General features: G+C 49.4%; 17 protein-coding genes. 10 read left to right on the forward strand and 7 right to left on the reverse strand.

Going from position 1 to position 19,099, the window contains the following annotated elements; all coding sequences use genetic code 11:
* Positions 1-250: 250 nt before the first annotated feature.
* Together tmk and mltG are read right to left on the reverse strand one after the other, a co-directional pair.
* Positions 251-877 (reverse strand): dTMP kinase, encoded by a 627-nt coding sequence (gene tmk, locus HMPREF2871_RS02885; RefSeq protein ID WP_004520117.1) that lies wholly within the window; start codon positions 875-877, stop codon positions 251-253.
* Between the two features lie 67 nt (positions 878-944).
* On the reverse strand, positions 945-1,940 hold the full coding sequence (mltG, locus tag HMPREF2871_RS02890; RefSeq protein WP_004520116.1) for an endolytic transglycosylase MltG: 996 nt from the start codon (positions 1,938-1,940) through the stop codon (positions 945-947).
* Between the two features lie 115 nt (positions 1,941-2,055).
* On the opposite strand from mltG, the gene ampD reads away from it, so the two are divergent.
* The 4 genes from ampD to galU all read left to right on the forward strand — a co-directional run bounded on the left by ampD (position 2,056) and on the right by galU (position 7,664).
* Positions 2,056-2,622: a 1,6-anhydro-N-acetylmuramyl-L-alanine amidase AmpD gene (ampD, locus tag HMPREF2871_RS02895; protein WP_039862241.1), complete on the forward strand. Its 567-nt coding sequence runs from the start codon at positions 2,056-2,058 to the stop codon at positions 2,620-2,622.
* Between the two features lie 175 nt (positions 2,623-2,797).
* Positions 2,798-4,066, forward strand: a complete 1,269-nt coding sequence (locus HMPREF2871_RS02900) for a cell division protein ZipA C-terminal FtsZ-binding domain-containing protein (RefSeq protein ID WP_004520113.1) — start codon at positions 2,798-2,800, stop codon at positions 4,064-4,066.
* 139 nt (positions 4,067-4,205) lie between these two features.
* Positions 4,206-6,674 carry an NAD-dependent DNA ligase LigA gene (ligA, locus tag HMPREF2871_RS02905; RefSeq protein WP_049343992.1) on the forward strand — a complete coding sequence of 823 codons (2,469 nt, stop codon included), beginning with the start codon at positions 4,206-4,208 and terminating at the stop codon, positions 6,672-6,674.
* A 126-nt stretch (positions 6,675-6,800) separates the two neighbouring features.
* Positions 6,801-7,664: a UTP--glucose-1-phosphate uridylyltransferase GalU gene (gene galU, locus HMPREF2871_RS02910; RefSeq protein ID WP_049336474.1), complete on the forward strand. Its 864-nt coding sequence runs from the start codon at positions 6,801-6,803 to the stop codon at positions 7,662-7,664.
* Positions 7,665-7,718: 54 nt separating this feature from the next.
* Here the strand turns inward: galU and HMPREF2871_RS02915 are convergent, their stop codons facing one another.
* Complete coding sequence (locus HMPREF2871_RS02915) at positions 7,719-9,215, reverse strand: TrkH family potassium uptake protein (protein WP_049336472.1); 1,497 nt, start codon at positions 9,213-9,215, stop codon at positions 7,719-7,721.
* 173 nt (positions 9,216-9,388) lie between these two features.
* Here HMPREF2871_RS02915 and HMPREF2871_RS02920 point away from each other — a divergent pair, with 173 nt between their 5' ends.
* The 3 genes from HMPREF2871_RS02920 (at position 9,389) to HMPREF2871_RS02930 (ending at position 10,423) form a co-directional block, all read left to right on the forward strand.
* A complete protein-coding gene (locus HMPREF2871_RS02920) occupies positions 9,389-9,664 on the forward strand; it encodes a type B 50S ribosomal protein L31 (RefSeq protein ID WP_049328620.1) in 276 nt (91 codons plus the stop codon).
* A complete protein-coding gene (ykgO, locus tag HMPREF2871_RS02925) occupies positions 9,664-9,789 on the forward strand; it encodes a type B 50S ribosomal protein L36 (RefSeq protein ID WP_003685279.1) in 126 nt (41 codons plus the stop codon). The genes HMPREF2871_RS02920 and ykgO overlap by 1 nt, the downstream gene beginning before the upstream one ends.
* 241 nt (positions 9,790-10,030) lie before the next feature.
* Positions 10,031-10,423, forward strand: coding sequence for an MliC family protein (locus HMPREF2871_RS02930; protein ID WP_004520107.1), 393 nt, complete (start codon positions 10,031-10,033; stop codon positions 10,421-10,423).
* A gap of 72 nt (positions 10,424-10,495) precedes the next feature.
* On the opposite strand, the gene HMPREF2871_RS02935 is transcribed toward HMPREF2871_RS02930, so the two are convergent.
* From HMPREF2871_RS02935 to HMPREF2871_RS02950, 4 genes are all read right to left on the reverse strand, one after another.
* A complete protein-coding gene (locus HMPREF2871_RS02935) occupies positions 10,496-11,191 on the reverse strand; it encodes a hypothetical protein (protein WP_210397478.1) in 696 nt (231 codons plus the stop codon).
* Positions 11,192-11,269: 78 nt separating this feature from the next.
* Positions 11,270-14,062, reverse strand: a complete 2,793-nt coding sequence (ileS, locus tag HMPREF2871_RS02940) for an isoleucine--tRNA ligase (RefSeq protein WP_049336469.1) — start codon at positions 14,060-14,062, stop codon at positions 11,270-11,272.
* A 138-nt stretch (positions 14,063-14,200) separates the two neighbouring features.
* Positions 14,201-15,127 (reverse strand): bifunctional riboflavin kinase/FAD synthetase, encoded by a 927-nt coding sequence (ribF, locus tag HMPREF2871_RS02945; RefSeq protein ID WP_004520102.1) that lies wholly within the window; start codon positions 15,125-15,127, stop codon positions 14,201-14,203.
* Between the two features lie 123 nt (positions 15,128-15,250).
* A complete protein-coding gene (locus HMPREF2871_RS02950; RefSeq protein WP_004520101.1) occupies positions 15,251-15,640 on the reverse strand; it encodes a hypothetical protein in 390 nt (129 codons plus the stop codon).
* A gap of 160 nt (positions 15,641-15,800) precedes the next feature.
* Here HMPREF2871_RS02950 and HMPREF2871_RS02955 point away from each other — a divergent pair, with 160 nt between their 5' ends.
* The 3 genes from HMPREF2871_RS02955 to HMPREF2871_RS02965 all read left to right on the forward strand — a co-directional run bounded on the left by HMPREF2871_RS02955 (position 15,801) and on the right by HMPREF2871_RS02965 (position 19,088).
* On the forward strand, positions 15,801-16,676 hold the full coding sequence (locus HMPREF2871_RS02955; protein ID WP_003747306.1) for a YoaK family protein: 876 nt from the start codon (positions 15,801-15,803) through the stop codon (positions 16,674-16,676).
* Between the two features lie 218 nt (positions 16,677-16,894).
* Positions 16,895-17,575 (forward strand): YiaD family glycine zipper/OmpA-like lipoprotein, encoded by a 681-nt coding sequence (locus tag HMPREF2871_RS02960; protein WP_004520099.1) that lies wholly within the window; start codon positions 16,895-16,897, stop codon positions 17,573-17,575.
* 340 nt (positions 17,576-17,915) lie between these two features.
* Positions 17,916-19,088: an NAD(P)H-dependent flavin oxidoreductase gene (locus HMPREF2871_RS02965; protein WP_004520097.1), complete on the forward strand. Its 1,173-nt coding sequence runs from the start codon at positions 17,916-17,918 to the stop codon at positions 19,086-19,088.
* Positions 19,089-19,099: the final 11 nt, after the last annotated feature.

Genomic DNA, 19,099 nt, shown 5'->3' on the forward strand with positions numbered 1-19,099 from the left:
TTGCGAGAGAGATTTTACAGCGAATAAGTCTGAAACAGGCTGCTTCAGACGTTTAAATTTTCTAAAGTCGGGTTGTTAACAGTCCGGCTTTGTAAGGGACCGTAATTTTATCATGTTCTTTTGGTGGCGCATACCGATATTTATTACATTTGTTTTGATATTTCGTTTTATTTGGTTTTATGTCTAAAAACTTCTGTAATAATATTTCTTCGCCACACTACCCTTCTTTCAGACGGCATTTTATTTAAACTTAAACATTCAATCCAAAATGACTGTCCAGCGCGGTTTCAATCTGATTTTTTACCGCGTCCAGACTTTGGCTGCTGTCGATGACGGCATAGCGTTCCGGCTGTTCGTTAGCACGTTGCAGATACACTTCGCGCACCCGATTGAAAAACTCGGCTTCTTCTTGTTCAAAGCGGTCTTTCTCACGCGTTTGGTTGATGCGCGCCATCGATACTTCCAAAGGCACATCCAACAGCAAAGTTAAATCTGGACGGAAATCGCCCTGCACCCAATGCTCAAGCGTGGCAATATCTTGCAAGGGAACACCGCGTCCACCGCCTTGATAGGCAAACGTTGCATCGGTAAAGCGGTCGGAAACGACATGCGTGCCGTTTTTCAGGGCAGGCAGAATGACTGTTTCCAAGTGTTGCTGCCTGGCTGCAAACATCAGCAGGGTTTCGGTACGCAGGCCGACTTGGGTGGCAGGGTTGAGCAGGATTTCACGCAATGCTTCTCCGGCCGGAGTACCCCCCGGTTCGCGCGTAAACAATACGGGCAGTTGGTGTTTCTCAAACCATGCTTTCATTACTGCGAGGTTGGTGGACTTGCCTGCGCCGTCTATGCCGTCAAGGGTAATAAATCTAGGTTTCATATGGATATCGTCAATTTAAAGGCCGTCTGAAACTGGGATTATAAATGTTTCAGACGGCCTATTCGGTTTATTTCTTCAAAATATATTTGCGCACGGCAGCGTTGTGTTCAGAAAGATTGTGGCTGAACTCGCTCAAGCCCGTACCATCCATTTTTGAGACGAAATACAGATATTTTTCATCAGACGGATGACCCGCTGCTTCAAGCGCGGCCTTGCCGGGAAGCGCAATCGGCGTCGGCGTCAAACCGCTGCGCGTATAGGTATTGTAAGGCGTATCGCGTTGCAGGTCGGCTTTGCGGATTCTGCCTTTATACGCATCGCCCATGCCATAGATAACGGTCGGGTCGGTTTGCAGGCGCATGCCGATATTCAGGCGGTTGACGAATACTGCGGCCACATGGGCGCGGTCGTCTTCGTGTGCGGTTTCTTTTTCAATCAGACTCGCCATAATCAGCATTTCGTACGGATTTTTATAAGGCAGGCCGCTTTGACGGTCGTCCCATGCTTCTTGCAGGTTTTCCCGCATTTTACGGTAGGCGATTTTGTAAATTTGAAGATCGCTGCCACCAGCATCAATTTCGTAACTATCCGGGAAAAACTGTCCTTCAGGATTGCTGCTCAAGGCATCGGGCGCCACTTCAGCCATTAGTTTTTCATTACTCCAACCGCGCGTATCGTGGGCAATGTCGGCAGTATTGTCGATAATACGGCGCATTTGGGCAAAACGCGCGCCTTCCAAAATTTGCACGCTGACCGAATCAGGACGGCCTTTTTTAATGCGTTTTAAAATGTCCCAAGCCGATACTTTGGCAGACAGGCGGTAAGAGCCGGCATTGAGTTGGTTGTGCACGCCCATCACATATGCGGCAGCTACCAGCACATAACGGTTATAAACAATGCCGTCTTGAGCCAGTTTGCGGCTGACGGAAGAGATACCTTGGTTTTTGGTAATGGTAATACGGTATGGTTTGCCGTTGTCTTTCGGAACAAACAACAATGCGGCAACCACGGCGGCAAATGCCGTCAAAAATACGGCCAGCCATTTCAACAATTTTTTCAACATGGTAGGATTCTTGGTTTGTGAACGTGTCGGGCAACAGTATAACCGAAAACAAGCACATTAAGCCTGCCACCTTCCCCAACGTATGTTTTCCTATCCCGAAAGGCCGTCTGAAACCATGAATTCCCCTTCAAAAAACACTTGGCAAAACGGCCGTTGGCTGAATGCACGCCAAACTCATTCGCCCAATTTCAGCCCGCGCGAACCGGATGAAAACGTCTCATTGGTTGTCCTCCACAATATTTCCCTCCCTCCTTTTGAGTACAACACAGGGGCAGTGGAAAAATTGTTTACCAACCAAATCAACCCTAACGAGCATCCTTTTTTCAGCATCATCCACACCTTGCGCGTCTCCAGCCATTTTTTCATCAGCCGTAAGGGCGAAACCGTCCAATTCGTTTCCTGCGACGACATGGCCTATCATGCCGGCGTATCGTCGTTTCAAGGCAGAGAAAAATGCAATGCCTTTTCCATCGGTATCGAATTGGAAGGCTGCGATTTCGAGCCTTTTACCGAAGCACAATACACCAGCCTACAAGCCTTGCTGACCGCCATTTCCGAGCATTACCCGATTCAGGCCGTTACCGGCCATCAAGACATCGCGCCGGACAGGAAAACCGATCCTGGGCATTTCTTCGATTGGCCACGCCTTCAAAAAGCAGGTTTCCCCATCCGGCGCGGATAACTTTCAGACGGCCTGAAATGATTGGCAGACATAATGCTGTCACAACCGTTTATTTTCGTTATAATTCAGCTATTCATTCGGACGCATAAAGTCCGGCTCCAACGAACTTCCCATGCAGCAAGATTCCGCACCCTGAAAAAGACGGAATGCTGCCTTTTTAAAAAGTGATTACTCCATGATTTTCATCGTCTTAGCCCTCGCCGCTCTTTTGGCGGTCATCGGTTACAACATGTACCAGGAAAACCAATACCGCAAACAAGTGCGCGAACAATTCGGCCATTCCGATAAGGATGCGCTTTTGACCAGCAAAACCAAGCACGTCCGCGACAGCAAAGAAACTGGCGGCCAAGGTTTGTTTATCAAGAAAAACAAAAAAACCGAAGAGGCATTACGCAACCTGCAAGAGCAAGATGAAATCTACGCGGCAAAAGCCAAACTGGCTCATCCTGCCCAACTTAAAACCGATGTCGAATTGACTGTGGAAGACGACTTTTCCGCAGAAGAAAAAATCCAACACACTGTTATCGGCTTAAACAACGAAATTACCATTAGCCCTGCCGAAGCCGCTTCTGCTCCGGTTGAAACCGCTTCCGAACCTGTGGTACAAGTACCATTGATCAGCTTGGACGAATTGTCGCAAGTCGAGTTGCCTTGGTTTGACCCGCGCTTCGACTACATGGCCTACATCTCCCTGAAACAAGCCCAAGAATTGCACGCCCTGCCGCGCCTTTCCGGCACACACCGCTTCCAAATCATCGGTTGCACTATGGACGACCATTTCCGCGTTGCCGAGCCGATTCCGGGCGTTTACTACCAAGGCTTCGTCATAGGCTTGCAAGCTGTCAGCCGCAACGGTTTGGCAGCGCGTGAAGAGCTGCAACACTTCGACCAACAGGTTGATGCTTTTGCCCAACTGATGGACGGCAAAGTTTTGCATACCGACTTGGATGCGTTCACCGAAGTCGCACAAGCTCTCGACCAATTCTGTGCGCGTGTTGACCAAACCATCGCCATTCACTTGGTTTCCCATTCCAACATCAGCGGCGTAGAATTGCGTGCCGCCGTGGAAGAAACCGGTTTCAAACTGGGTGAAGACGGCGCGTTCCACTTCGGCGACAACAACAACCCTCAATTGTTCTCCATCCATACTTTGGACAACAAACCGTTTACCAATCCTCTGTTGGACAACCAAGCCTACCGCGGCTTCAGCATGCTGTTGGATATTCCGCATGTTCCTGCCGGCGAAAAAACTTTCGACAAATTTATGGACTTGGCTGTCAAACTTTCCGGCCAACTCAGCTTAGATTTGGTTAACGACCAAATGGAAGAAGTTTCCACCCAATGGCTCAAAGACGTACGCAACTACGTTTTGGCCCGTCAGGAAGAAATGCTTAAAGTCGGTATCAAACCCGGCAGCAAACAAGCCCTGCGCCTGTTCTCTTAAACTTCCCCAATCAAAAAGCGGATATGCAATGACGGCATATCCGCTTTTTTCAGGTAAAATCCCTTCATCTTCAATATTCATCGATTTTCAGACGGCCTCTCTATCATCAGGCCGTCTGAAAACTCTATTTCGATTGCTCATGAATCCGACCGCACAACGTATCAAATACCTGACCGACCTCCTCAACCGCTACGCCTACGAATACTACACCCTAGATGCGCCCAGCGTACCCGACGCCGAATACGACAAATTGTTCCGCGAGCTCGAGGCATTGGAGCGAAACTACCCCGAGTTCAAACTGCCCGACAGCCCGACCCAACGTGTCGGTGGCGAGCCTTTAGCAGGCTTTGCCGAAGTACGCCACGAAATACCGATGCTGTCACTGACCAACGCCTTTTCGCCACAAGACGAAAACGGCGTGTTTGACCATGCCGAAATGTACGCTTTTGATGAACGCGTTCGTGGCGGATTAAACGGAGAAAAACCAGAATACGTTATCGAACCTAAATTTGACGGTCTGGCCATCAGCCTGCTGTACCGCGACGGCGTATTGACTCAAGCAGCAACCCGTGGCGACGGCACCACAGGCGAAGACGTTACCCAAAACGTCAAAACCGTATCCAACATCCCCCTGCGCCTGCATGGAGAAAACATTCCCGAGCTTATCGAGATACGTGGCGAAGTACTGATGCTTAAAGCCGATTTTGCCGCCTTAAACGCACGACAGGCTGAAAACGGACAAAAACCTTTCGCCAATCCGCGCAATGCCGCCGCCGGCAGTCTGCGTCAACTCGATTCACGCATTACGGCACAGCGCAAACTGCATTTCTTCCCCTATTCCATCGCCCGACAACAAGGCGGTTTTGTCGCGGAAGAACACCTGCAAGAGTTGAGCTACTGTAAAGAGCTTGGCTTCAGCCTGCCTGACGGTAATTTCGGCTGTTTCAAAAATATTGACGAAGTATTGGCGTTTTACGAGCAAATGCAGCAAAAACGCCCTACTCTGCCGTACGAAATCGACGGTATGGTGGTCAAAGTCAATAGCTTGGCGCAACAAGAAAAACTGGGGTTTATCTCACGCGCACCGCGCTGGGCCATTGCCCACAAATTCCCTGCCGAAGAAGCATTGACCATTGTCGAAGCCATTGATGTACAAATCGGGCGCACCGGCGCAGTAACCCCCGTCGCCCGCCTGCAGCCTGTATTTGTCGGCGGCGTTACCGTTACCAACGCTACCCTGCACAATCAGGACGAAGTATCGCGTAAAGACGTACGCGTTGGCGATACCGTCGTTGTGCGCCGTGCCGGAGACGTGATTCCCGAGGTGGTGCGCGTCATTTTTGAACGCCGCCCAATGCAGGAAACCAACATTTCCGTTTCAGACGGCCTGCAAGACGATTTGTTCGCCGAAACACCTTCTAAAGCGCAAGCCGAACCGCTTCACAAACCTTACCGCCTGCCTACCCATTGCCCTATCTGTCACAGCGAAATCGAACGCGAAGAAGGCGAAGCGGTTGCCCGATGCAGCGGCGGTATGCTTTGCCAAGCACAACGCGCGCAAGGTTTAATTCACTTTGCCTCACGCAAAGCCATGGACATTGACGGACTTGGACAAAAACAAATCGAGCAGCTGGTTGCCCAAGATTTGGTTCGTCATTTCGCCGACCTCTACCGCCTCGATATTCCAACCCTGCAAAAAATGAAGGAAACAGCGGATAAAGCATCGGCTAATGAGAAAGAACCATCAAATGGTGAAATTGAAAACTTGGAAGGCGAGACCGGCAATACTCTGCTTGCCAAAAACAATAAAAAACAGCCGACCAAATGGGCGGAAAACATCCTTGCAGGCATAGAAGCCAGCAAAACGCCCGAACTTGCCCGCTTCCTTTTTGCCCTCGGCATCCGTCACGTCGGCGAACGCACCGCCAAAACGTTGGCACAGGCATTCGGCACACTGAAACACGTCCGCCATGCACCCGAACCCATCCTCGCCTGCCTGCCCGATATCGGCACGGTGGTTGCTCGCTCCATCGCTCACTTTTTTGCCCAAGAAGCACAACAGGCGATGATAGACGAGCTGCTGGCTGTAGGTGTTACCCCGCAAAGCCAGGCTGTCACTATCCCTCCTCTGCGCCATGCCGAGCCGCAACGCTGGATTGCCCGCCTGCCCGATTTTAAAATCAGCGAAACCAAAGCACTGGCATTGTGGGAGCTTGCCGGACAAAGCATAGAAGGTTTGCAAACCGACAAAGCGTTGCCTGCCGATTGGCAGACATGGCGCAGTAAACCGCAAAATGCAGCCCTGCTTGAAAATATGAAAACTTTCTTTGCTCAAACGCTGTCTAAGCTTCAAGATGAAACGATTTCAGACGGCATTAATGAAACCGTGGCAGGTAAAACCTTTGTATTAACAGGGACTTTACCCACACTCAAACGCGACCAAGCCCAAGCCATGATTGAGGCTGCTGGCGGTAAAGTTTCCGGCAGCGTATCCAAAAAAACCGACTACGTTGTCGCCGGGGAAGCTGCAGGCAGTAAATTGGAAAAAGCCCAAACTTTGGGCGTGGCCATATTAACCGAAGAAGAATTGCTGACATTGCTGGGATAAGACAGTATCTATGACCAATCCTCCTTTTCAAACCGCCTGATACTTTATCATGTGGTATTATTGTTACATACGACTACATCTTTACACTTTTCGGGTATAAACCCATAGTTAAAATAGGATAATAATATGAAACCCATTAAAAAATGCGTCTTTCCCGTTGCCGGTATGGGCACCCGTTTCTTGCCTGCGACCAAAGCCAGCCCCAAAGAAATGCTGCCTATCGTGGACAAACCTCTGATTCAATATGCAGTTGAAGAAGCGGTTGAAGCCGGCTGTACTGAAATGGTGTTTATCACCGGCCGTAACAAACGCAGTATCGAAGATCACTTCGACAAAGCATACGAGTTGGAAACCGAATTGGAATTGCGTCAAAAAGACAAACTGTTGGCGCACGTTCGCGACATCCTGCCTTCCAACATTACCTGCATGTACATCCGTCAAACTGAAGCATTGGGTTTGGGTCATGCCGTATTGTGCGCACAGGCTGCCGTTGGTAACGAGCCTTTCGCCGTTATTTTGGCAGACGATTTGATTGATGCGCCTAAAGGTGCATTGAAACAGATGGTTGATGTGTACAATCAAAGCGGTAACAGCGTTTTAGGCGTTGAAACCGTTGACCCTTCCCAAACAGGCTCTTACGGTATCGTTGAAGTTGAAAACCTGAAAAGCTATCAACGTGTAGTCAATATTGTTGAAAAACCAAAACCGGAAGAAGCGCCTTCCAATCTTGCTGTTGTCGGCCGCTACATCCTGACTCCGCGTATTTTTGACTTATTAACCAACCTGCCTCGCGGCGCCGGTAACGAAATCCAACTGACAGACGGTATTGCGCGCCTGCTCGACCATGAGTTTGTGTTGGCTCATGCATTTGATGGCAAACGCTACGACTGCGGCAGTAAATTGGGTTACCTTGAAGCAACCGTGGCTTACGGTTTGAAACACCATGAAACCGGCGAACAATTCAAAGAATTACTCAAGCAATACGCTTAAGCCCAGCCATTATAAAAAGGCCGTCTGAAATTTCAGACGGCCTTTTTCTCACACTTATTTCTTCCAATACGCCGGAGTAAACAAAATTAAAACGGTAAAAATCTCCAAACGTCCCAACAACATCACAGCCGTACACAGCCACTTCTGCACATCGCTCAGCGCGGCATAATTATGCGACGGACCGACAGCACCCAAGCCCGGCCCTGCATTGGTAATACAAGCAATGACTGCCGTAAAGGCGGATAAAAAGTCCAAGCCTGCCGCCATCAGTAAAAAGCTGAATACGATGACCGTCATAAAGTAAATAAAGATGAACGACATGACGGTCAACGCCATGCGATCCGGAATGGAGCGATTGTTGACCTTTACCGTACGAACCGCACGCGGATGCAGCAAAATCAACATTTCGCGCAAGCTGAATTTAAACAATACCAACGCACGCACGTTTTTAATACCGCCGCCCATAGAGCCTGAGCTTGCCAAGACGTTCGACAGGAAAAACATCCACAACGACACAATCAGCGGCCATTGTGCAAAGTCGGCATTGGAGAAACCGCTGGCCAATCCGATGGACACAAAGTTGAAGCTGACAAAACGCAAAGCTTCGCCAAGGCTTTGGTACACGTCCTGCTGCCACAGATACAATGCCGAAATCAAAATACTGCCCGACAAAACCAGCAGCATGGTGCGGCATTCTTCATCCTTCCAGTACACCTGCAAAGAGCGGTTGCCCAGCGCAGTAAAATGGCTGGCGAAATTGATACCGCCCCAGACAGTAAAAAACATCAACGTCCATTCGACTGCCACAGAATCAAAATAGGCAACGCTGTCATCATGTGTCGAAAAACCGCCCAAGGCCACTGCCGACATCGCATGGCACAAGGCATCAAACCAACCCATACCGGCAATATGCAAGGATACAAAGGCGGCAGCAGTTGTCAGCGCATAAGCAAACCACAGCCGTTTGGCCACTTGCGAAATGCGGGGCGCCATCTTACTTTCTTTATCCATACCCGGAATTTCCGCTTTGAAGAGCTGCGTCCCCCCCACGCCCAACATTGGCAAAATTGCCACAGCCAGCACGATAATACCCATACCGCCAAGCCAGTTGAGCATGTGCCGCCAAAAATTTACCGACGGATCCAGCGTATCCAAGCCGGAAATCACTGTTGCCCCCGTTGTCGTCAGCCCCGACATCGCTTCAAAAAACGCATCGGTGAAACTCATGGACGGCATATAGAAATAAATCGGCATCGCCGCCACGACGGCAAAGGCCAGCCACAGCATCAATACCAGGGTAAATCCGTCACGCGGCCGCAATTCACGGTTGAAACGCAAAGTCAGCACCCAAGTAACGCACGACACCAACAATACCGTCAAAGCCGTATAGGCAAACACGATAAACGCGCTGTCGTGATAAAAATACGACATCAGTGTCGGCACGGCCAACAGTAATGAAAACAACAGCCCCAGCTTGGACAATACATGGACAATCGGCATCACCTTGCTTACCGCACCGCCCAATCTGAAACCCTTATACAAATACATCATATCCCTATCATCAGAAAATAAAATATTCAGACGGCCTCATGAAAAAAAGGCCGTCTGAAACCGCATATTTTATCAAAATGCCGCAACCCCGTGATAAAGAAAAACCAAAAAACACTTGCCTGCTCTTTTTCTAAGAGTATAATGTTATACCATAACACTTACTGGAGAAAGAAATGAAACCCGATATCCACCCAGACAACTATCGTACCGTCCTGTTTTACGACAGCGGTGCAGACCAAGGATGGCTCATCCGTTCATGTGCCAATACCCACGGCAAAACCATGGTTTGGAAAGACGGAGTAGAGTATCCCCTCTTCTCTCTTGATACCTCTTCCGCGTCCCACCCCGTATACACAGGCAAACAACGCAACGTCAATATCGAAGGCCGCGCCAGCAAGTTCAACCAACGTTACCAATCCATGATGTCTTCCTTCAGAAAGGATAAATGATGCAAGTCCTCTCATCCCTGAAAACTGCAAAAAAACGACACCGCGACTGCCAAATTGTCCGCCGAAAAGGCAAAGTGTACGTTATTTGCAAGAGCAACCCCCGCTTTAAAGCACGCCAGCGTTAAGCTGTCCTATCCTTCTTTCAATGTAACTCTCTGAATTTTCCGCACTTTCGTTTACCTCTAGCGCAAGTGCGGCTTTTTTTCAAACGGCATTAATCATTTATATCAAAACTACAAAGAATCCTGCCATACTCCCGGAAACAGGAAGAAAAAGTAAATAATGGTTATCCCTATTGTGAAGCCATAAAGATATTTATAACATGCCGCTACATTCTTCCTTCAACACTGACCATAGGAGTCAAAAATGAAAGTAAAAGCCCTGCTTGCAATTGCCGCCGCCATGAGCCTCGCTGCCTGTGCCGCACCCGAAGCCCATCAACATGACCATGGTCACCGTCACGAGCACAATCATGACCACGGCCGTACACACGATCATGATGCCCGTGTTCAATCATTCAGCTGCGAAAACGGCCTGTCTGTACAAATCCGCAACCTGAGCACCGATCAAGTTGAATTACGCCTTGACGACAAAGTTGCCACCCTGTCTTCTGCCGTTGCAGGTTCAGGCGAACGCTATGTTGCCAACCAAGGCCTGTTCGGCAAAGGCGCTGAATGGCATCAAAAAGGCAGCGAAGCATTCTTCGGCTTCACTGACCCATACGGCAACAAAGTAGAAACTTCTTGCTCTGCCCGCTAATTTCTACTTAGCAATAGAATAGCTAAAGGCCGTTTGAAACCCGGATTTCAGGTTTTCAGACGGCCTTTAATTTTATGGCTGATCGGGCTTGGGGGCTTGTTGGTTAATTTTTATCAGTTCCCGTACCCAATCGACTGTTGCAGTACTTTCCCAAGAGGTAAATTTTGCCGTGGGAGAGTTGTTCATACATACGCCTTCAAACAATAATCCGTTTAAAGCTAGGTTGGCGGTAACTTCTGGTTTGGAATGGGCATATTTTCTAAATTTCTTTGCATAGACAATATAATTTACCCCTTCATCCAAAATATCGAATGTTACGATAGGCATGGCATTTTTCTTAAGTTCTCTTTTCTGATGTTCGATATATTTGAGGCTTCCCGATAACCGCTGTTCGTTTGGAAGTTTTATTAAAGAAGGATTGAGTAGTTCCATACTCACTAAAAAACATGTTTTTTCAACCAAGCCCGGGGAACATACTTTCGTAGAGTAGCGTCCGCTTCCCCTTGTATTGCATGATGGTTCGGGATAAATATAATATGCCCTCGCAACCTTCCCTACTTGCTGAATCTGGTCGAAAAATTTTTTTACTTCTTGAAATTCTTTTTTTTCAAAATCAATCGGTACGCCATTTTGAGGAGTAATCACATTAATCGAAATATTGTGAACCTGGATTGTTTCCTGTAACGGTTCAACCGGTTGTTGTTGCTGATTATTGCAGGCAGACAATAGGCTTATGGCGAAAAGCAACATCCTCTGTTTCATCTTCATCTCCATTTTTGTCAAACAAAGGCCGTCTGAAAACCTATTTCCAAAGTTTTCAGACGGCCTTTATCTTAGACCAAACAATTAAGCGTAATGTCTTTCTTCGCCTTTACCGTCAACGTTTTCGGCACAACGTTTACAGATGGTTTCATGGCCTGCAACTGCGCCCACATCGTGGGTATAGTGCCAGCAGCGTTCGCATTTTTCACCATCGCTGGCTTTAGCGGTCACAGCAAGTTCATCACCTACTTTCACTTCTGCTTTAGACACCAGCAAAGCAAAACGCAATTCTTCGCCCAAAGTGTTCAGATAATCGGCAATTTCTTCCGGAGCCGTAATTTCGGTTTCGGCTTGCAATGAAGAACCGACGGTTTTATCCGTACGCAAAGGCTCGATGGCAGCAGTTACTGCTTCGCGTGCTTCGCGAATTGCCGTCCATTTTTTCACCAATTCGGCTTCGGCTTTTTCATTGATAGATGGAAACTCATGCCATGTATGGAAGAGGACGCTGTCTTCTTCGCCGCCACCGATGATGTCCCATGCTTCCTCGCCGGTAAAGCACAAAATCGGAGCAATCAGCAGAACCAAACTGCGTGTGATGTGATACAGGGCAGTTTGCGCGCTGCGGCGAGCATGGCTGTCTGCTTTGGTGGTGTAGAGGCGATCTTTCAGGATATCGAGGTAGAACGCGCCCAAGTCTTCCGAGCAGAAAGAAACAATGTCTTTTACGGCAAAGTGGAAGGCATAACGCGGATAGTAATCTCCTGCCAGACGCTCTTGCAGCTGACGTGCCAATACCACGGCGTAGCGGTCGATTTCCACCATGTCTGCCTGCTGCACGGCATCTTCAATAGGATTGAAGTCGCTGAGGTTGGCAAACAGGAAGCTCAAGGTATTGCGGATACGACGATAGCTTTCAGTTACGCGCTTAAGGATTTCTTTGGAAATCGCCAATTCGCCGCTGTAATCGGTAGATGCCGCCCACAGGCGCAGGATGTCTGCGCCGAATTCGTTGTAAACTTCTTGCGGTGCAACAACGTTACCGATGGATTTCGACATTTTGCGGCCGTTTTGGTCAACCACGAAACCATGGGTCAGCAGCTGTTTGTATGGTGCACGACCCATGGATGAGGCGCAACCGGTCAACATAGAGGATTGGAACCAGCCGCGGTGTTGGTCGCTGCCTTCGAGGTAGAGGTCGGCAGGCCAGTCTAATTCTTCGCGCTGTTTCAAGACGGAATAATGGGTCGAGCCTGAGTCGAACCATACGTCCATGGTATCGGAAAGTTTGTCGTAATTTTCGCAATCTTCCGCGCTCAAGAGTTCGCTCTTATCAAGAGAGAACCATGCTTCGATGCCTTTTTCTTCGATGCGTTGTGCTACTTTCTCCAAAAGCTCAGCAGAGTTCGGATGCAGCTCACCGGTTTCTTTGTGAACAAAGAAGGTCATCGGCGTGCCCCAGTAGCGTTGGCGCGAAACCACCCAGTCAGGACGACCTTCAATCATGGCTTCCAAACGCGCACGACCCCATGACGGGAAGAATTCAGTGTCATCAACGGCTTTGATGGCTTTGTCGCGCAGGGTTTTACCGTCAGCACCTGCTTTGTCCATACCGACAAACCATTGGCCGGTCGCACGGTAAATCAACGGCGTTTTGTGGCGCCAGCAGTGGGCGTAGCTGTGTTCGATTTTACTGCTTGCCAAAAGGTTGCCGGTTTCTCCCAGCCATTGCAGGATGACGGGATTGGCTTCCCAAACGCTCATACCAGCGACACGAGGTGTTTCGCTGATGTATTTGCCTTCGGCGTTGACAGGGTTGTAAAGCTCGATACCGTATTTATTGCAGACAGCGTAGTCTTCCAGACCATGCGCAGGCGCAGTGTGCACCAAGCCGGTACCGGCGTCGGTGGTAACGTGTTCGCCGTTGAGCATGAGGATATCGCGTTCGAGGAACGGATGGTTCATGTGCAGGTTTTCCAGCTTGTCGCCGGTGGTTTCTGCCAATACTTTCAGGTCGTCTGAAGCGAAGCCGTAGCGTTTGAGCGCATCTTCTGCCAAATCTTTGGCCAACACCAATTTGCCTTTAGGCGTATCAATCAATTGATACACCACGTCTGCGCCAGCTGAAACAGCTTGGCTCGCAGGCAAAGTCCAAGGCGTGGTTGTCCAGATAACGGCAAACGCTTTGCCTTCGATGTCGGACAAACCGAATGCGGCGGCAAGCGCGGCATTGTCTTTAAACGGATAGGCAACGTCAATCGCAGGCGATACTTTGTCTTTGTATTCCACTTCTGCTTCCGCCAGTGAAGAGCCGCAGTCCAAGCAGAACTGAACCGGTTTCGCGCCGCGGTAGAGATAGCCGGATTTGTAGATTTCGCCGAGCATACGCACGGTATCGGCTTCGGTTTTGAAATCCATGGTCAGGTAAGGATTGTCCCAATCGCCCAACACACCCAAGCGGATAAAGTCTTTTTTCTGACGGGCAATCTGTTCGGCGGCGTATTCGCGGCACAATTCGCGGAAACGGGCTTTGGGCATGTCTTTGCCGTGCAGCTTCTCTACCATCACTTCGATGGGCAGGCCGTGGCAGTCCCAGCCCGGCACATAAGGCGCATCAAAACCGGCTTGGGTTTTGCTGCGGATAATAATGTCTTTGAGAATTTTATTGACGGCATGACCGATGTGGATGTCGCCGTTGGCATACGGAGGACCGTCGTGCAGAATAAATTTCGGACGGCCTTTGGCGATTTCACGCAGTTTTTGGTAGCGTTTTTGCTCGTACCAGCTTTTCAGCCATGCAGGCTCGCGCTTGGCAAGATTGCCGCGCATTGGAAACGGGCTCTCGAGCAGGTTTACGGTTTTACTGTAATCGGTCATTTTCTAATCTCTATTGTTGCGGTATTTCGGTTTCAGACGGCCTGATTGCTCATTTTAAAAAGAACAGGCCGTCTGAAAGAATTCAAAGGACTTATTGTAGCCCAATTGTCTTGATTTTATAAGCGTATAGAAGCGTTTCTATGGTTTCCAAACCTTTGCATCTTCCATATCTTGCAAAATTTGGGTTTTCAATGCTTCGATACTTTCAAATTTTTTCTCGTCACGCAGTTTGTGCAGGAAGCGGACGAAGATGCGCTGGCCGTACAAATCGCCGTTGAAATCGAACAGGTGGACTTCCAACTTTTGCGAACGGTTGTTGCTGACAGTGGGGTTAAAACCAAAGCTGGCCACGCCCCGGCGCGTACCGAATGCGCCGTCAGCTTCGACGACAAATACGCCGCTTAGCGCATAATGATACGGGGGAAGCTGGACGTTGGCGGTAGGCGAGTTGATGGTGCGGCCGAGTTTTTGCCCGTGCTTGACCTTGCCGCTTAACACGTAATCGTGCCCCAACAGTTTTTTGGCGTATTCCAACTTGCCGTCTGAAAGGGCTTGGCGGACGGCGGTACTGCTGGTGCGGATGTCTTCAACGATAACGGACGGTGTGCACTCGGTTTGCATATCAGGCTGTTGTGCCAAAAGTTCGAAACAGCCTTCCCGACCCGCACCGAAACGGAAATCATCGCCAATCAGCAGATAACGCGTATTGAGCGTTTTTCGCAAAAGCCGGTCGATAAACGTTTGTGCGCTCATCTCGGAGAAAGTTTGGTTAAAGCGCAAAACCCAAATGGCATCCACACAGCCGGTTTCACGCAAAAGGCGCAATTTAGTACGCAGCGGACTGATGCGGTAAGGCAGCTTTTTCCCGGCTTTACGCGCAAAAAACTCTTTGGGCTGAGGCTCAAAAATAACAACGACAACAGGCAGACCGCGCCGGTCTGCCTCTCGTTTGAGTTTTTGCAGGATATGTTTGTGCCCGAGGTGTACGCCGTCGAAGTTGCCAATGGTTACGGCGGCTCCTTGCGGAAATTGGGGCGGATGTCGCTGTCCAAGCCAGATGTTCATGGGTAGTTGGTAGTGTGTTTGAATAGGCGGCTATTGTAAACGTTATTGCCGTTTCAATAAACCTTAGGCCGCCTGAAACCAATAAATATATGCTTTCTGACGGCCCTAAGGTTTGTTAATACCTTACCACCACCAAGGATAACGGCCAAACGGATAACCCCAATCGTCGTAATAGCGATAGTAGCGGGCTTCGCGCAGCTGTTCTTGGGAAATATAGTTTTGCCATGCCATTTTGTAGCAGGCTTGGAACATCGGGTCGGAAACTTTGTCGATATATTTGAGGCGGAAGGCTTTTTGTTCCGCAGTTGCCACACCGGGTTTGCCTTCTTCGTCAAATTTGCGGCGGATCAGTGCGGCTGTTTCCTGATCGCATTGGGCGGCAAGATTGACTTGAAGATCCTGCTCATAGCGTTTCTGCGCTTGGGCGCGTGCGGCTTTTTGCTCGGGCGTGGTGGCGCAGGCGGCCAGCAATGCAACGGCGCCAAACAATAAGGTCAGACGGATAGGATTCATCGGATGTTTCCTTATGTTTATATCTTTCTATTAATGTACGCCCTCATTGTGTAATGGGCAAGTGTGGCAACTTGGGAACACTTTAGATTATTTGTTCTTATCGGCAGACAGTTGCATATAAAATACACCCTGTATGAATGTTTAACTCCAAACCCACTCGATGAACGCTGACAAACCGCCCCACTCCTACCGATTGCGCCACCACAGGCAACACACGCCGCCGTTTTGGCAGGCGGACCGCCCTTATCTGCACGAGCACAATATTTCCGATGCCCGTTTCAGACGGCTGGGCTATATCATGGCCTTTCTTGCCGGTGCGATTAATGCGGGGGGATTTTTTGCTTTTGCGCGCTATATTTCCCACGTAACCGGCTCCATGTCTCTTTTGGCTGATGTGCTGTATCTCCAAGACTGGTGGTCTGCCGCGGTGACTTTCATCAGCGTGTTGTGTTTTGTTGCCGGTGCCGCGCATTCGGGTTGGGTAATTTTATGGACGCAGCAGATGCGTTTCCGTGGCAGCTTTGGGTTTTCCATGTGGCTGGAAGCAGTTTATCTGTTGATATTCGGCTGGTTCGGTATTGCTGCGATGGAGTGGGATTTTGGCGGCTCTGATTTTATTATGCCGTCTTTAGCATTGTTTTTATTATGTTTTATTATGGGTATGCACAATACGGTTATCACGCTTCTTTCCGGCGGCGCCATCCGTTCCACCCACATGACCGGCACGGCGACCGACTTGGGCATTGAAATCTCACGCGCGCTTTATTACTCCAAACAGCATCATCCGCGCCTACCGCACGTCCGAGTTAACAAACCGAAAATGTGGCTTTTAAGCGGATTGATGCTGTCGTTTTTACTGGGCGGCGTGGTTGGCGCATGGGGTTATCATCTGGTCGGCCATCATTTCGCCCTGCCCGTTTCCGCCGTTTTGCTCATACTGGGTGCAGGTTCAGTGGGATACGATGTCAAGGTCAGATTGAAATGGGCATTCGTCAACTGGTATCGCCGCAAGCAGAAAAAACGGAAGAAACTGTAAAAAACTTTGCTTGTTATTTCGCGACAAAACGGCCAAACTGTCGGAGAAATGCAGAAATGCTTCAGAATTATGTTAACTGGCAAATATTTTCGTAATATCGGGTTAAACCCATTCTTTTGCGTTTCGGATATTGAGTATCATAAATCCGTAATGATCCACGCGGTTTTTATTCATTTTTTCAGACGGCCCGGGCCGTCATCTAATAAAGAGGATACGACATGAAATTCTTGAAACCCCTGACCGTTATTGCCACTGCAATTCCTTTGGCGCTCACCGGCTGTGTAACTGATCCTGTTACCGGCCAACAATCCGCCAGCAAAACCGCTATGTACGGTTTGGGCGGTGCGGCTGTTTGCGGCATCGTTGGTGCACTGACCCACGGCGGTAAAGGCGCGCGTAACTCCGCATTGGCTTGCGGTGCAGTAGGTGCGGGTATCGGCGGTTACATGGACTACCAAGAGAAAAAACTGCGTCAAAGCCTGGCCAACACCAACATCGAAGTTGAACGTCAAGGCAACCAAATCAAACTGGTTATGCCTGAAAACGTAACCTTCGCTACCGGCAGCGCCGCCCTGAGCGGCCATGCTCAAAGCGCCCTATCTGCCGCTGCGCAAACTTTGGTTCAATATCCTGACACCACTTTGACCATCAACGGCCACACCGACAACACCGGTAACGACGCCATCAACGAGCCATTGTCTCGCAACCGCGCCGAATCTGTTGCCACTTTCCTGCAATCCCGTGGCGTAAGCAGCACCCGTTTGAGCACTTTCGGTTACGGCTCCCGTCAACCAATCGCCTCCAACGCTACTGTTGAAGGCCGCGCACAAAACCGCCGCGTTGAAATCTTGATCAACCCTGACCAACGCGCCATTGATGCCGCTAAAAAACAAATGTAATCCGACATCTGTCCGATTCCCATACTTAAGGCCGTCTGAAATTTCAGACGGCCTTTTTCTTTGTAGATTTTGTTTGCAATTTCGCCTCCTCAATCCAACCCATCATAAAATTTATTCCTTTATTAACAAGACTTTTCAATTTTTTCTTTAAAAAAACTGTATTAATACTCTAATTTTTACACTAACTTAGAGTATAATTCCTAAAATTTTAAAAACACGCCTCATGCCGTCTGAAAAACGGCGGCGAAAAACACACTTATTTATATACACATCAGCCCGTTATCCAATCCATTTCATAGGATTTCAGACGGCACTATCCAGAATCTATGAAGGAGCATCCATGCAAAACAACTTTGACCCATTGATTATCCGTGGCAAATCACTGATCCCCGTCGTACAAGGCGGTATGGGTGTAGGCGTTTCCGCATCAAAACTCTCTAGCGCGGTTGCGCGCGAAAACGGCGTAGGTACCATCGCCAGCGTCGATTTGCGCCACTTGCACGAAGATTTGCTGGCTGAATCAAAAATCGATTCCAGCGAAGAAAAATACACCCGCCTCAACTGCATCGCGCTTGACCGTGAAATCAAAAAAGCCAAAGCCGATTCAGAAGGCAAAGGCATGATCGCCGTCAACGTCATGAAAGCCGTCAAAGACCATGCCGCCTACGTCCGTCAGGCCTGCGAATCCGGTGCAGACGCGATTGTAATGGGCGCAGGTTTACCTTTGGACTTGCCGGAAATGGCCGAGGGCTATCACAAAGATGTCGCCCTTTTCCCTATTTTGTCCGAATCACGCGGTATCAACATCGTTTTGAAACGTTGGATGAAAAAAGGCATCTTGCCCGATGCCATCGTTATCGAACACCCAGCCCACGCAGCCGGCCACTTGGGTGCGGCAACCGTTGACGGCGTGAACGATGCCAAATTCGAGTTCAAACGCGTTATTGAAGAAACGTTTGAAGTATTCAAAAACTTGGGCTTGGAAAGCGAAAAAATCCCGTTGGTACTCGCCGGCGGCATGGCAAACTTTGAAAAAGTCAAAACAGCCTTGAAAAACTGGGGCGCGTCCGCCGTTCAAATCGGTACCGCGTTTGCCGTGACCGAAGAAGGCGATGCCCACATCAACTTCAAGAAAACGCTGGCCGGTGCGGAAACCGAAAAAGTGGTTGAATTCATGTCTGTTGCCGGTTTGCCTGCACGCGGCGTGCGCACCAAATTCCTCGACAACTACATCAAACGCGAGGCCAAATTGCAAGCCAACGCCAAAAACGATCCGCGCCGTTGCACCCAAGGCCTGAACTGCCTGACCAGCTGCGGCTTGCGCGACGGTTTGGCCAAAGCCGGTCAATTCTGTATCGACATCCAACTTTCCGCCGCATTCCGCGGCGAGGTCGATAAAGGCCTGTTTTTCCGCGGCAAAGACCCATTGCCGTTTGGCAACGCCATCCGTACGGTTCAAGAAACCATTCATTATCTTTTGAACGGTTCCCTGCCCGTCGTCCCTGCCAAATAAACGCATCAATT

The sequence above is a fragment of the Neisseria sp. HMSC067G12 genome, from assembly GCF_001812725.1.
Lineage (GTDB): Bacteria > Pseudomonadota > Gammaproteobacteria > Burkholderiales > Neisseriaceae > Neisseria > Neisseria perflava.